14 protein-coding genes are annotated in these 12,775 nt (G+C 68.9%); 4 read left to right on the forward strand and 10 right to left on the reverse strand.

Going from position 1 to position 12,775, the window contains the following annotated elements; genetic code table 11:
* Window positions 1-536: 536 nt before the first annotated feature.
* Entirely contained in the window at window positions 537-1,520 is a 984-nt protein-coding gene (locus tag MKL20_RS25625) for an IS110 family transposase (RefSeq protein ID WP_244039016.1), read from the forward strand.
* Between the two features lie 559 nt (window positions 1,521-2,079).
* Here MKL20_RS25625 and MKL20_RS25630 read toward each other — a convergent pair.
* Window positions 2,080-2,604 (reverse strand): SixA phosphatase family protein, encoded by a 525-nt coding sequence (locus tag MKL20_RS25630; protein WP_244039017.1) that lies wholly within the window; start codon window positions 2,602-2,604, stop codon window positions 2,080-2,082.
* Between the two features lie 173 nt (window positions 2,605-2,777).
* On the opposite strand from MKL20_RS25630, the gene MKL20_RS25635 reads away from it, so the two are divergent.
* Entirely contained in the window at window positions 2,778-3,707 is a 930-nt protein-coding gene (locus tag MKL20_RS25635; protein ID WP_244039018.1) for a class I fructose-bisphosphate aldolase, read from the forward strand.
* A 3-nt stretch (window positions 3,708-3,710) separates the two neighbouring features.
* Here MKL20_RS25635 and MKL20_RS25640 read toward each other — a convergent pair whose 3' ends face one another.
* The 5 genes from MKL20_RS25640 to MKL20_RS25660 all read right to left on the reverse strand — a co-directional run bounded on the left by MKL20_RS25640 (window position 3,711) and on the right by MKL20_RS25660 (window position 7,213).
* Entirely contained in the window at window positions 3,711-4,562 is an 852-nt protein-coding gene (locus tag MKL20_RS25640; RefSeq protein ID WP_244039019.1) for an AAA family ATPase, read from the reverse strand.
* Between the two features lie 38 nt (window positions 4,563-4,600).
* Window positions 4,601-4,987 (reverse strand): DUF2442 domain-containing protein, encoded by a 387-nt coding sequence (locus MKL20_RS25645; RefSeq protein ID WP_244039020.1) that lies wholly within the window; start codon window positions 4,985-4,987, stop codon window positions 4,601-4,603.
* On the reverse strand, window positions 4,980-5,219 hold the full coding sequence (locus MKL20_RS25650; RefSeq protein ID WP_244039021.1) for a DUF4160 domain-containing protein: 240 nt from the start codon (window positions 5,217-5,219) through the stop codon (window positions 4,980-4,982). The genes MKL20_RS25645 and MKL20_RS25650 overlap by 8 nt, the downstream gene beginning before the upstream one ends.
* A gap of 75 nt (window positions 5,220-5,294) precedes the next feature.
* Window positions 5,295-5,939, reverse strand: coding sequence for a hypothetical protein (locus tag MKL20_RS25655; RefSeq protein WP_244039022.1), 645 nt, complete (start codon window positions 5,937-5,939; stop codon window positions 5,295-5,297).
* Window positions 5,936-7,213 (reverse strand): ATPase, encoded by a 1,278-nt coding sequence (locus tag MKL20_RS25660; RefSeq protein WP_244039023.1) that lies wholly within the window; start codon window positions 7,211-7,213, stop codon window positions 5,936-5,938. Before MKL20_RS25660 ends, MKL20_RS25655 begins: the two co-directional genes overlap by 4 nt.
* A gap of 378 nt (window positions 7,214-7,591) precedes the next feature.
* On the opposite strand from MKL20_RS25660, the gene MKL20_RS25665 reads away from it, so the two are divergent.
* A complete protein-coding gene (locus MKL20_RS25665; protein WP_244039024.1) occupies window positions 7,592-9,424 on the forward strand; it encodes a cation:proton antiporter in 1,833 nt (610 codons plus the stop codon).
* Window positions 9,425-9,462: 38 nt separating this feature from the next.
* On the opposite strand, the gene MKL20_RS25670 is transcribed toward MKL20_RS25665, so the two are convergent.
* On the reverse strand, window positions 9,463-9,870 hold the full coding sequence (locus MKL20_RS25670) for a hypothetical protein (protein WP_243968338.1): 408 nt from the start codon (window positions 9,868-9,870) through the stop codon (window positions 9,463-9,465).
* Between the two features lie 337 nt (window positions 9,871-10,207).
* Between MKL20_RS25670 and MKL20_RS25675 the strand changes: the two genes are divergently transcribed.
* A complete protein-coding gene (locus MKL20_RS25675) occupies window positions 10,208-11,383 on the forward strand; it encodes a vWA domain-containing protein (RefSeq protein WP_244039025.1) in 1,176 nt (391 codons plus the stop codon).
* 78 nt (window positions 11,384-11,461) lie between these two features.
* Here the strand turns inward: MKL20_RS25675 and MKL20_RS25680 are convergent, their stop codons facing one another.
* From MKL20_RS25680 to MKL20_RS25690, 3 genes are all read right to left on the reverse strand, one after another.
* Window positions 11,462-11,680: a hypothetical protein gene (locus MKL20_RS25680; protein ID WP_244039026.1), complete on the reverse strand. Its 219-nt coding sequence runs from the start codon at window positions 11,678-11,680 to the stop codon at window positions 11,462-11,464.
* A 63-nt stretch (window positions 11,681-11,743) separates the two neighbouring features.
* Window positions 11,744-12,064 (reverse strand): 2Fe-2S iron-sulfur cluster-binding protein, encoded by a 321-nt coding sequence (locus MKL20_RS25685; protein ID WP_243968342.1) that lies wholly within the window; start codon window positions 12,062-12,064, stop codon window positions 11,744-11,746.
* A 209-nt stretch (window positions 12,065-12,273) separates the two neighbouring features.
* A complete protein-coding gene (locus MKL20_RS25690; protein WP_244039027.1) occupies window positions 12,274-12,591 on the reverse strand; it encodes an Hpt domain-containing protein in 318 nt (105 codons plus the stop codon).
* Between the last annotated feature and the right edge of the window lie 184 nt (window positions 12,592-12,775).

Raw genomic sequence — 12,775 nt, forward strand, 5'->3', positions numbered from 1 at the left:
GGCGGGTACGTCAGTCTACTGTGTTCCGCAGATGGCTGTGGTGCAAGCTTACGGAGGCGTCTGACTGGCCTCTCCAACCCACGCCATCATCCTGCGGGGCGGTATGGCAGCGCACCCCTCGAAGGAGCCATCCAGCCAGCCGGGCGCTCCCTGCAGGGCTCCTTCGAGGTCCAGCGATCGTCGATCGCCGGGCACCTTGTATTAGAGAATCATGTCAGATTGCCCCTGTCCCGCGAGGGATGCCGGCTCTGGGGTGGCCACCCCAGAGCCGGCGGCGACTGTCGGATCGTTGGCACCTGAGCCTGTGGCCTGCGCCGCGGGCTGGTCCTGAGCAGGATCGCAGTCGCCCTCTTCATCGGACCCGGATGGTTGATTGAACGCCCGGTTCGCATCGCAAGGATGGGACGACGAAGATGGCTCACTCTAGCAAACCCCGACGCCAAGCCAAGACCGCACCTACGAGCACACCCAAGCCCACATCCAAGGGAGCACCCGAGAGCAGGCCCGAGAGCACCCCCGAAGCCGGCGCGCGACCGGTGGCCGGGATCGATGTCGGCAAGGCGTTCCTGGACATCGCCCTGCATCCGGCGCCGCCCCACGGCTCGCCCGCCAAGCCCGGCAGCAAGCCCGGCAGCAAGCCGTGGCAGGTGGCCAACACCGTCGAGGGCTGGGACGCCCTGGCCGCCCAACTCACCGCCGCCGGTGTCACCTGCGTCGGCCTGGAAGCGTCAGGCGGCTACGAGCGTGGCGTCGCCGATGCCCTGCGCGCCCGCGGCTTGGAGGTCCGCCTGCACCAGCCCCTGCAGGTCAAGGCGTTCGCCGAGATGCATCTGCGCCGGGCCAAGAACGACCGCCTCGACGCTCGGCTGATCGCCGCCTTCACGGCGCTGCGGGCCGAGTACCAGGACGCCCGGGCCGCCCCCGACCCGCGCCTGCGCGCCTTCGCCGACCGCCTGGTGTTCATCGACCAGGCGATCGAGGATGCCAGCCGGGCCAAGCTGCGCCTGGAGCACCAGCTCGAGCCGCGCCTGCGCCGCCAGCTGGAGGCCGATGCCCGCCGGGCCGGCGACCGCGCCGCGCGCGAACTCGCCCGCCTGGCGGCCGAGCTGCGCGCCCAGCCCGACCTGGCCGAGCGGCTCGACCTGCTGCTGTCGATCCCGGGGCTCGGCGAGAAGACCGCCCTGCGCCTGGTCGTGCAGATGCCCGAACTCGGGCGCCTGTCGCGCGAGCAGGCCGCCAGCCTGGCCGGCCTCGCCCCGTTCGACCACGACAGCGGCAAGCACGCCGGCGAGCGCCACATCGCCGGCGGTCGCGCCCGGGTGCGTACCGCCCTCTACACCGCCGCCCTGCCGGCCTCCTACCGCTGGAACCCCGCCCTCGTCGCCTTGCGCACCCGCCTCCAGGCCCGCGGCAAGACCCACAAGCAGGCCCTCATCGCCTGCGCCCGAAAGCTGCTCATCTACGCCAACACCGTCCTCGCTCGAGGCACACCATGGCGTCCCGCGACCGAGCCCGCATAACGGTTGCTCAGGATGAGGGTGAGGATGGGAATGACCGGTCAAACAGGCACTCAGCGGCCATCGAGATCGCTGGAACAATCACGGTTTCAAAAGATCGAGACCCAGTCCTTTCAAGGTGTTCGGATTGGGCCGTGGTCCTGGATTTCCCCTACGGGATCAATCGGCTCGGATCGCAGCGCAGGTCCGATGGCCCGCCCGCGATCCCCGCCAAGGGAAGCGTAGCAGGGACGGCACGGAGGTGAGAGCGGGATCGCTCAAGGGGAGATGCTCCTGTTCCACGAAACCCGGATTTCCACGGAAGCATCAGCCTCCACCCTGTCACCCCGGGGCGCCGCAGGCGAGCCCGGGATCCCGAGCCGGCGACGGCGCAAGTCCTTGACCCCACGGTGTTTCTGGATCCCGGGTGCCGCGAAGCGGAGCCCGGGATGACGGGGTTGTTTCCAGACCGGGCTCTACAAGAACCAAGCGTCGTAGGGCAAGCGGGACAGGCCGCTGCCGCAAACACCTTGAAAGGGCTGGGTCCAAGACCTCCTGAAACCGGGACTTTTGCGGCGGAGCCTCAGCCGCCCAGTTCCGGGTCGATGTCCCGCGGGCGCACGAACCGCTCCAGCCGGCCCTGCCCCGGGCCGATCGCCGACCAGGTGTCCGTTTCGAAATCGATCACCGCGTAGGCGGCGGTCGGGAATTCCGTGGCGAGGCGCGTGCGCTCCTTGCGCGGCCCCTCACCGGCCAGTGCTGCGGCGAGGTCGCCCAGCCCCGGATTGTGGCCGACGACGATCACGGTTTCGGCCGCGTCCGGCGCGCCCCGGATCACCCCGAGGATCCGCTCCGACGGCGCCTCGTAGATTTCGCGGTGAAACCGCACCTCGGGCGCGCCGAGGGCGGTGGAGACCGCCTCCCAGGTCTCGCGGGTGCGGGTGGCGGTCGAGACCAAGGCGAGGTCGGGCCGGAAGCCTGCCTCGGCGAGGTGGGCGCCCACGGCCGGCGCGGCCCGGCGGCCGCGGTCGTTGAGCGGCCGTTCGTGGTCGGCGACGCCGGCCGGACGGTCCGACTTGGCGTGCCGCAACAGGATCAGCCTGCGCATGGAGCGAGCCCTTCTCGGCGTGGGAGGATCGACAGGCGCCGGATTCGCGCCGGGGCCCGGTTAGCCGAAAGCGCGGCGCGCGGGAACCTCGGCCGCCCTGACTGGTTCGGAAAGCTGGGCCGCCGAAGCCGGGCATGCCGTGGAGGGCGGCCTCTGTCGAAGGAGGTCGCGCGATGGATCGATCGCCCCGGGTTTCCGAGATCCTGTCCTGGTACGGGGCCGACAGCCCCGGCACCCTCACCAACCTCGCCCGGATGCTGGAGCACGGGCGGCTCGGCGGCACCGGCAAGATGCTGATCCTGCCGGTGGACCAGGGCTTCGAGCACGGCCCGGCCCGCAGCTTCGGCCCGAACCCGCCGGCCTACGACCCGCATTACCATTTCGAGTTGGCCCTGGCGGCGGGCTGCAACGCCTATGCGGCGCCACTTGGCTTCCTGGAGGCCGGCGCGCGGGACTATGCCGGGCGGATCCCGCTGATCCTCAAGCTCAACGACCACGACCTTCTGGCCGACGAGGACGATCCCGAGCAGGCGATCACCGGCTCGGTGGCGGATGCCTTGCGGCTCGGCGCCTGCGCGGTCGGCTTCACGATCTATCCGGGCTCGGCCCACCGCAACGCCATGTACGGCCAGATCCGGGAGATCGCCGAGGAGGCCAAGAGCGTCGGGCTCGCCGTGGTGATCTGGTCCTATGCACGGGGCTCGGCCCTGTCGAAGGAGGGCGAGACCGCCATCGACGTGATCGGCTACGCGGCGCAGATCGCGGCGCAACTCGGGGCCCACATCATCAAGGTCAAGCTGCCCACCGCCCATATCGAGCAGCCGGCGGCGAAGAAGGTCTACGAGTCGACCGGCATCCCGATCGGCACCGCGGCCGAACGGGTGCGCCACGTGGTGCAATGCGCCTTCAACGGACGCCGGATCGTGATCTTTTCGGGCGGTGCCCAGGCCGAGGAGGACAAATTCCTCGACGAGATCCGCGCCATCCAGGCGGGCGGCGGCTTCGGCTCGATCGTCGGCCGCAACGCGTTCCAGCGTTCCAGGGCCGACGCCCTGAAACTGCTGGGGCAGATCACCGATATCTATGCGGGCACGGAGGGCTGAGGCTCAGCTGCCCCGCTGCTCCCGGCGCATCATGAAGGCGAGCTTCTCGAACAGGCTGACATCCTGCTCGTTCTTCAGCAGCGCGCCGTGCAGGGGCGGGATCAGCTTGCGGCCGTCGCGCTCGCGCAGGGTCTCGGGGGAAATATCCTCGGAGACGAGGAGCTTGAGCCAGTCCAGCAGCTCCGAGGTCGAGGGTTTTTTCTTCAGGCCCGGCACCTCGCGGGTCTCCAGGAACACCCGCAGGGCCTCCTCGACGAGGCGGTGCTTGATGCCCGGATAGTGGACGTCGATGATGCGCATCAGCGTCTCGGCGTCCGGGAACTTGATGTAGTGGAAGAAGCAGCGGCGCAGGAACGCGTCCGGCAACTCCTTCTCGTTGTTCGACGTGATGATCATGATCGGCCGGCGCACGGCCTTCACGGTCTCGCCGGTCTCGTAGACGTGAAACTCCATCCGGTCGAGTTCGGTCAGGAGGTCGTTGGGGAACTCGATATCGGCCTTGTCGATCTCGTCGATCAGCAGCACCGGCCGCTCGGAGGCGGTGAACGCCTCCCAGAGCTTGCCGCGCCGGATGTAGTTGCCGATGTCCGAGACCCGCGGGTCGCCGAGCTGCGAGTCGCGCAGCCGCGAGACCGCGTCGTACTCGTAGAGGCCTTGCTGGGCCTTGGTGGTCGACTTGATGTTCCAGACGATGAGCGGCGCGCCCAACCCCTTGGCGATCTCCTCGGCCAGCACCGTCTTGCCGGTGCCGGGCTCGCCCTTGACCAGGAGCGGGCGCTCCAGGACCACGGCGGCGTTGACCGCGGCGGTCAGGTCGGGGGTCGCGACGTAGGACTCGGTTCCGGAAAATCGCATCGGTCGCTTGCCTTAGCCGGGAGAACAGGAGGCGTGAATCAACTGTGGGCGGTCTTGCGCGGGCGTCCGCCCCGAGATCCGTTGGCGCGCGCCGCGGCGGCTTTGGCCGCGGAGGTCGCGCGCCCGGCCCGAGCAGCCATGTAGGCGCGGGTGCCGAAAATTCCGGCCAACAGGCCCGGCACCGAGATGTCCACGTCCAGGGTTTCCCAATGCAGGCCGTAGCCGGAACCCAGGAGCTCGATCTCGGCGAGTTGATCCTCGCTCGCGCTCTCCAGGCCTTGGACCAAGCGGGGCGGGAAAGCGAAGGTGCATCCGTTGTCGAGGTCGAGCACCACGCGGCCCCGGGCGCGATCGTAGCACGCCGTCTCGGCCCGGGGACCAGGGGGCGCTTCGCGCGTGGCCGAGATGTCGGTCGGATCAGCCATGGATCTCCTCCCAGCGTGCGAGCAGCAGGTCCCGATGCTCCGAGACGAGATTCAAGGCCCGTCGGCGCTCGACCCGGCTCATGCCGGCCGACCAGACGAGTTCAGGCTCGCCGGTCGATGAGGCGAGATTGATCTTGGCGTGTCCGTCCCCGAAGACGTGCACATGGGCGGGCTCGTGGTCGTCGACGAAGATGATGACACGCAGCCCACCGGCCCGAAGAATCGTTGCCATCGGTAACCCATCACGTTGGGTTATCTAGCAGGGGCGCTGGATCACGTAAACGCGCGCGCCTGCGGGCAACGTGGCCTATCCCTTCTCGTGCCAGACGCAGTTCCGGGCCAGGATCTCCAGGTTCACGTCGGATTTCTGCGGCTGCGGCAGGGTCTTGGTGTCCATGGCGAGGTCGATCTTGATCTCGACCTGCCCCTTCGACTCGTTGGAGCGGCGGGAGAAGTAGCAATACTGCTGGTAGGGCTGGTCGGCGTTGTCCTTGAAGTTCCAGCCGGTGACGATCTGGCCGTCGAGATAGGGCACCTGCTTGAACACCGTGAAGGTGGTGTTCACGGCCGCCTTCGAGGCCGGAGCGGCGTCGCTGCCGAGCTGGGCCTTGGTCGGCGTCGGCGTGCCGCCGCCGATCTTGGGCAGGCCTTCGAGCTTGAGGGTGTTGTCGGTCAGCGTGACCTCGCCCTTGGTCTTCAGGGTCACGTCCGAGAGCGCGGCCTGCATGGCGGCGGCGATCTTTTCCGCCGCCGTGTCGAACTGGTTGAGGGTCGCCCAGCCATAGGCCGCCGCCCCGACGCCGATGCCGGACAGGCACGCGAAGGCGCCGAAGCCCAGCGCCCGGAACAGGAAGGCCCGGGCCGCGACGTAGCTCGAATCCGCCCGCAGGCGCGAATTCACCTGCTGGGCGAGGGCGACGTTCTCAGGGGTGCCGCCGGCGACGTAGTTCATGCGCCGGCTCCCGCGGCTGGGAGGGTCTGCTGGCCCGGAAGGGCCTGCCCCGGATGGTTCTGGCCGGGCAGGCTCTGCTGGCCCTGGGCCGGCCGGTTCATCGGGATCACCGCGCCGGTGGCGTTGGCCGCCCGGGGCATGATCGGCTCCGGGTTCGAGCGCAGCGCGTCGGCGATCGCGTCCAGCATGAACGGCGCGGCCTCCGGGTTCACGGCGGCACCGAGGTCGTCCTCATCCATGAAGGTCCGGCGGGTCGACACCGCGCAGAGCGCCAGGATGGTCGACGCGAAGGCCGCGCAGATAGCCGGCAGGAACACGAAGATCCGCAGGAAGGCGTGGACCTGGCTCTCGGTCACGTCGATCGGGTCGACGCCGTAGACCATGGCGGTGAAGGAGTGCAGCTGCGAGCGGTTGACCGCGTTCCGGTAGCCCTGCTCGGCATCGGCCACCCGCCGGTCGGCGGCGCCGGGATCGAGCGTTGCGCGCGCCTTGCGGGCCTCCTCCAGGTTCTTGATCAGCGCGGCACGGTCGGCCGAGGCCTTGGTGACGCCTGCCGACAGGGCGGCGACGCGCGGATCGGCCAAGCATTTCAGGTTCTGGTATTTCCGGCCCTTGCTGTTGGTGCCGAACACCCGCTCGCAGCGCTGGGCCGGCAGGCCGGCGAGCTGCTGGGCGTTGTCGGAGGACCGCTTCTCGATCTGGTCGAGCTCGGCCGTGTACTGCGCCACCCGCTCGTCCGCCGCCTTGATGCGGTCGCCGATCGTGGCGCGGTCGGCCTGGGCGTCCTTGAGGGCGGTCTTGGTCTTGGCCGCCTCCATCAGGCGGGGATGGAACATCATCTCGCCGAGCTGCGACACCGACTTGGTGGTGACGCCGGCCGCGAAGATGATGCCGAGCACCGCGAGCCCGCGGACGAAATGCGAGCGCTGGGTCCGGGCCAGGATGCCGAGCGGCACCCGGCACAGCTCCACGGCGGCGTAGACCAGGGGCGCCAGCAGCATGAAGTAGAAGGCGTGCCAGTCGCCGTCGCTGTAGACGCCCGCGAACAGCCACGCGCCCCAGAGCGAGGCGCCGATCACCATGAACTCGACGAGATACGCAATCGCCACGTAGCCCCACTTGATGCGGTAGCCGCGGTCGACGTGACGCTGGTGCTGCCACCGGTCCGATTCGAGCTTCCACTGGCGGCGCTCGCGGGCGAGGTCGCGACTCGGTGGCGCCGCGGGACCGGAGAATATCGACTTGATGGAGATCATCGGCCTCGTCACATCCATCGGGTCCTGTCGCGGGCGCGTTCGCCCCTGCAAGTTCCGCATCATCTTTTTCCGAAAGCTGGAAACCACCTTTCGGGAGGATACTCAAATGCAGGCGCGGCCCTGGCCGAACGTAACCCCCGGTTAACTCCGGCGTGTATGCGGGCATTGTGCCGATTTTGGGCCGCCCTGCACCCATTCCCCGGTGGATCGCCGGCAAGCGCCGCCCGGGTGGCTGAAATGCCTCACCTGACGTGTGTATCCGGCTTGTGTCAGAGCGCACCTCGCCGGCCTTGTCTTGGCCGAAAGCGGTTGCCCAGCGCCCGGTGCCGACCCATGATCGCGCATCCGTGATCGGCTTCCTCACCGGTCGGAAAAACGAGGTTCGATCCGCCGCCGATGCCAGAGGTTCATGCCGGCTCCTACAAGGAAGCGATCCTGTTCCTCGTTACCGCGGGCATCGTGGTGCCGCTGTTCCACCGGCTGCGGATCTCGCCGGTGCTGGGTTTCATCGGCGCCGGCGCCCTGCTCGGGCCGTTCGGCCTCGGGCGGCTCGCCGACACCCACCCCTACGTCCACCTCTTCACCATCGGCAATCGCACCGAGATCTCGCATCTGGCCGAGTTCGGCGTGATCTTCCTGATGTTCATGATCGGGGTCGAACTGTCCTGGGAGCGGCTGCGGACCCTGCGCCGGCTCGTCTTCGGCCTCGGCTCGCTGCAGGTCGGTTGCTCGGCGCTGATCCTCGGAGCGATCCTCTACGGGTTGCAGGTGCCGCTCGCCGGTGCGGCGATCGTCGGGATCGGGCTCGCCTTGTCGTCGACCGCGGTGGTGCTTCCGGTCCTGGCCGAGCAGAAGCGGCTCAACGCGCCCTCCGGCCGGGCGAGCTTCGCGGTCTTGCTGTTCCAGGACCTGGCGGTGGCGCCGGTGCTGTTCGCCATCGCGGTGCTGGGCCGCGGCGACGAGGGCGACAAGGGCTGGGCGCTCGCCATGGCGCTGGGCCAGGCCGCCATCGCGCTGGTGCTGATCGTGGTCGCCGGCCGCCTCGCCCTGCGCCCGCTGTTCCAGCTGGTGGCGCGGACGCGCTCAACCGAGCTGTTCATGGCGGCCTGCCTGTTGGTCATCGTCGGCACCGCGCTGACGGCTGCGGCGAGCGGGCTGTCGATGACGCTCGGCGCCTTCGTGGCCGGGCTGCTGCTGGCTGAGACCGAGTATCGCCGGGCGATCGAGGCCACCATCGACCCGTTCAAGGGCCTACTGCTGGGCGTGTTCTTCGTCTCGGTGGGCATGAACCTCGACCCGGCCCAGCTCATGGCGGCGCCAGGCGCAATCATCGGCCTGTCGCTCGCCCTCGTCCTCATCAAGGCCGCGGTGGTGATGATGGCGGCTCCTGCCCTGAAGATCTCCCGGCCGGTGGCGCTGGAGGCGGCCCTGCTGCTCGGGCCGGGGGGCGAATTCGCCTTCGTGCTGATCGGGGGTGCGGTCGCCACCGGTCTGGTGCCGGAGGATGTCGGCGCGGCCGCCCTGATCGTGACCACCGTCACGATGATCATGATCCCGGCGCTCGCGGCCTTGGGCCGCCGGCTGAGCCGGCGCGCGACGAGCGCCGGCCTCGCCGCCATGAAGTCGGAGCCGCTGCCGGACAAGATCGAGAACCGGGTGGTGATCGCGGGCTACGGCCGCGTCGGCCGTCAGGTCGGCGAGATGCTGGACCGGCACGGGATCCCCTACCTCGCCCTCGATTCCGATGCGGCCCGGGTGGCCGAGCAGCGCCGCGCCGGCGCGCCGGTCTATTTCGGGGATTCCGGCAACACCGAGATCCTGCGCCGCTGCGACATCGCCACGGCGCGCGCCCTGGTGGTCACCCTCGACAACCCGCGGGCCGTCGAGCAGGCGGTGGCCGCCGCCCGGGCCGAGCGGCCGGACCTGACCATCGTCGCCCGCGCGCGCGATGCCCGCCACGCCTCGGCCCTGTACGAACTCGGCGTCGATGACGCGGTGCCGGAGACGATCGAGGCCTCCCTGCAATTGTCGGAGGCGGTGCTGGTCGATGTCGGCGTGCCGATGGGACTCGTGATCGCGTCGATCCACGAGCGGCGGGACGAGTATCGCGCGCTGCTGAAGAAGCGCGAGAACGAGGCCAAGCCGATTTTTCGCGCCCGGCGCACGGTTGGAAAGGCCCTCGGCAAGCCGCCGGTCAAGAAGGAAGCCGCCGCGCGCCAAGAAGCTTGAGCGCGGCGTGAGCCGGATGTCGAGCGGCGCGGGCCGTCTCACGCCGGGGCGAGATGCGCCTCGGCGTGCTTGGCCTGACGGGTCACCCGGTTGCGCGGCGCCGGCTCGAAGCCGTCGGCGAAGCTGCACCGGTAGACGAGTTCGTCCGCCGGTCCGAGGCCGGTGACCAGGGGAACGATCACGGTGTCCCCCGAGAAGCGCCAGCCCCGCGCACCCTTGTCCCAGTACAGCCACACGGTCCCGGGGAACCCCCGCAGGGTGAACACCGCGGCCTTCCGTGACAGGGCCTGCACGGCACGCGGCGCGTACATGCCCTTGTCGCGGTAGGCCTCCCGGGTCGCCTCGGGCTGGCGATCCATGAAGGTGTTGCGCACCAGCTGAATCGTTGCACCCGGCTTCCCGAGAAACCGCTTGAAATCCGTCAGATTCCGCAGGATGACCGCCATCGCAGGTCTCCTCGCTTCGGTTGGTGCGGCACGCGTTGTCGCGGCTGAACACACCTGATGCCCTCAGTTGAGCGATTCCCGTGACGGTTTCAGTGACCGCGCGAGGCTTGTTCGCGTACATATCAACAGATTCGACGACTTATGCCCAACTTATGAGTCTCCGCGGTCGCTGAAGACTCTCCGGGCGCCCCTGGATTAGGCCTTTGTCCCAGTATGAATCTTGTCGACCATCTGCGACGACTCGGAGAACAGGCCCAGAAATCCTGCCCGCCCGATCGTAAGCTTGTCTGATTCGCTTGGGGTTGACCCGGGCGTTTTGCTGGCGCGTTCTTCGGGGATGCTGCTGCAGTTCTTCACGGCCCTCCGGGAGGCCAAGGTTCCCGTCTCCCTCGGGGAATACCTGACCCTGCTCGGCGCCCTCGACCGGGGGCTGGCCGAGCACGACGTCGAGGCCTTCTACTTCCTGTCGCGCACGGCGCTGGTGAAGGATGAGGCGCATCTTGATCGGTTCGACCGGGTGTTCGGCACGGTGTTCAAGGGACTGGAGACCCTGGGCGCGGCGGTGGAGCCGGCGGCGATCCCCGAGGAATGGCTGCGCAAGCTCGCGGAAAAATACCTGACCGAGGCCGAGAAGGCCGAATTGCAGGCTCTCGGCTGGGACAAGCTGTTCGAGACGCTCAAGCAGCGGCTGGCCGAGCAGAAGGAACGCCACCAGGGCGGCTCGAAATGGATCGGCACCGGCGGAACCTCGCCGTTCGGCGCCTACGGCTACAATCCCGAGGGCATCCGCATCGGCCAGGACGGGAACCGCAACTTCCGCGCGGTGAAGGTCTGGGACAAGCGCGAGTTCAAGGATCTCGACGACGACCGCGAGATCGGCGCGCGCACCATGCGCCTCGCGCTCCGGCGGCTGCGCCGCTTCGCCCGGACGGGGGCGGCCGAGGAGCTCGATCTCGACGGCACGATCCGCGAGAGCGCGCGCCAGGGCTATATCGACGTGCGGCTGCGGCCGGAGCGGCGCAACGCCGTCAAGGTGCTGCTGTTCCTCGACGTCGGCGGCTCGATGGACTTTCACATCGAGCAGGCGGAGGCGCTGTTCTCGGCGGCGCGCTCGGAGTTCAAGCACCTCGCGCACTACTATTTCCACAACTGCCCCTACGAGGCGGTCTGGACCGAGAACCGGCGCCGGCACGAGGCCCGGACACCCCTGCTCGACGTGATCCGCACCTATGGCAGCGACTACCGGGTGGTGTTCGTGGGCGACGCCTCGATGAGCCCCTACGAGATCGCCACGCCGGGCGGCTCGGTGGAGCATTGGAACGCGGAGCCCGGCGCCGTCTGGATGCAGCGGCTCCTCGACCATTTCCCGAAGGCGGCCTGGCTGAACCCGATACCGGAGACGCACTGGGGCTACACCCAGTCGATCGGGATGGTGCAGCGGCTCGTGGGCGGCCGCATGTTTCCCCTCACCCTCGACGGGCTCGACGCGGCGGCCCGGGCGCTGGTGCGGTGAGGGCGGTGCACAATATTTAAGGGGTGTCGTCGCTCCGCCACGTATTAGGCGCGTCAGCCCGCGGCAGGAACGTCGACATCAGCGCCTGGATGGATTGGCCGGCGCTTCGGGAAGCTCGACTGGCTCTCCACTCTTCCAAGCTTCGAGCCAGGCATCCAGATCGCCATCCGCGATGAAGCGGCCGCCCTCGATATCCTGTCTCGCGACGGCCAGCATGGACGCCTCGGCCTCAAGACGCGCCTCAGGCAGCCCGGAAGGCTCTGATCCCCGTCCTTGCTGAAAACCGATCGCCGTCATGGGCAGGCTCCTGGCGCATCGCTCCGAGATGGGATTGTGCCCCCCAGCTAAGCGCCCGATGGCCTACCCCTGCTGCGCGGGGGTCGTGACCACCAGCCCGTCCAGGTTCGGCGCGATCTTGATCTGGCAGGACAGGCGGGAATTCTCGCGCACGTCGGAGGCGAAATCGAGCATGTCCTGCTCCATGTCCTGGGCCTTGCCGACGACGTCGATCCAGGCATCGGCCACGTAGACGTGGCAGGTGGCGCAGGCGCAGGCGCCGCCGCATTCCGCGTCGATGCCCGGGACGTTGTTGCGCAACGCCGTCTCCATCACGGTCGCGCCGACGCTGCCTTCGACGGTCCTCTCCGTCCCGGCGTGGTCGACGTAAGTGATCTTGGGCATCTTAGGCTCCGGGCTCGCGTCGAGCGGCCTCGCTTCGACGGGCGGGGTGATTGCTTGGCGGCTGAGGCCGTGGAATGCAAGCGCGGTGGCGGCGGTCCGTTCCGGATCGATCGCCGCATCGGAGCGCCCCCGGCGGGAGCGCGTTCTTAAAACTGAGAGCGCTCGCCGCCGCAGGGGATGCCGGTTCGGCGGCGAGCCGGCGCTTCAACTTAAAGCCCTTGCTCGATCTCGGCCAGTGCCGCCGCCACGGCCTGCACGAGGGCGTCGAGCGCCGTCAGCTCGGCGCCCGCCCGCAGCTGCGCCTCGGTGGCGTCCGCGCCGGCGCGCACCCGCGTGGCGCCGACGCCCGCGGCCGATCCCTTCAGGGTGTGGGCGAGGTCGGCGCGCTGCGCGCTCGGCAGGGACGGATCGGTCAGCCGGGGCAGGATCGACCGGCATTGCCCGGCAAACAGCACCAGCACCTCATTGGCCAGCTCGGCGTCGCCGCCGGTCTGCGCATCGAGCTCCGCCCGGTCGATGGCCGGCATGTTCGAACTCCCGGAATCCGCATTCTTCTGGGGGTTGCCGAACCGATCCCCATGATTCACCCCCTGATTCGCTGGACGGGGATCGCGCAGGGACCCTCATCTGCGCCAAGATGGTGGAGCCGGAAGGCAGCGGCCGCAGTAACCATAGCGTTAACGGTTTCTGGGGTCGGACGGCGGCTCGGGT

This window comes from Methylobacterium sp. E-066 (genome assembly GCF_022829635.1).
Taxonomy (GTDB): Bacteria; Pseudomonadota; Alphaproteobacteria; order Rhizobiales; family Beijerinckiaceae; genus Methylobacterium.

Bases quoted from the DNA above. Each gene is read 5' to 3' on its own strand.
- MKL20_RS25650 (WP_244039021.1), bottom strand. From the start codon at position 5,219: ATGGCAACGATTCTTCGGGCCGGTGGGCTGCGTGTCATCATCTTCGTC.
- MKL20_RS25680 (WP_244039026.1), bottom strand. From the start codon at position 11,680: ATGACGGCGATCGGTTTTCAGCAAGGACGGGGATCAGAGCCTTCCGGG.
- MKL20_RS25630 (WP_244039017.1), bottom strand. From the start codon at position 2,604: ATGCGCAGGCTGATCCTGTTGCGGCACGCCAAGTCGGACCGTCCGGCC.
- MKL20_RS25675 (WP_244039025.1), top strand. From the start codon at position 10,208: ATGCTGCTGCAGTTCTTCACGGCCCTCCGGGAGGCCAAGGTTCCCGTC.
- MKL20_RS25640 (WP_244039019.1), bottom strand. From the start codon at position 4,562: ATGCGATTTTCCGGAACCGAGTCCTACGTCGCGACCCCCGACCTGACC.
- MKL20_RS25645 (WP_244039020.1), bottom strand. From the start codon at position 4,987: ATGGCTGATCCGACCGACATCTCGGCCACGCGCGAAGCGCCCCCTGGT.
- MKL20_RS25670 (WP_243968338.1), bottom strand. From the start codon at position 9,870: ATGGCGGTCATCCTGCGGAATCTGACGGATTTCAAGCGGTTTCTCGGG.
- MKL20_RS25655 (WP_244039022.1), bottom strand. From the start codon at position 5,939: ATGAACTACGTCGCCGGCGGCACCCCTGAGAACGTCGCCCTCGCCCAG.
- MKL20_RS25660 (WP_244039023.1), bottom strand. From the start codon at position 7,213: ATGGATGTGACGAGGCCGATGATCTCCATCAAGTCGATATTCTCCGGT.
- MKL20_RS25690 (WP_244039027.1), bottom strand. From the start codon at position 12,591: ATGCCGGCCATCGACCGGGCGGAGCTCGATGCGCAGACCGGCGGCGAC.
- MKL20_RS25685 (WP_243968342.1), bottom strand. From the start codon at position 12,064: ATGCCCAAGATCACTTACGTCGACCACGCCGGGACGGAGAGGACCGTC.
- MKL20_RS25665 (WP_244039024.1), top strand. From the start codon at position 7,592: ATGCCAGAGGTTCATGCCGGCTCCTACAAGGAAGCGATCCTGTTCCTC.
- MKL20_RS25635 (WP_244039018.1), top strand. From the start codon at position 2,778: ATGGATCGATCGCCCCGGGTTTCCGAGATCCTGTCCTGGTACGGGGCC.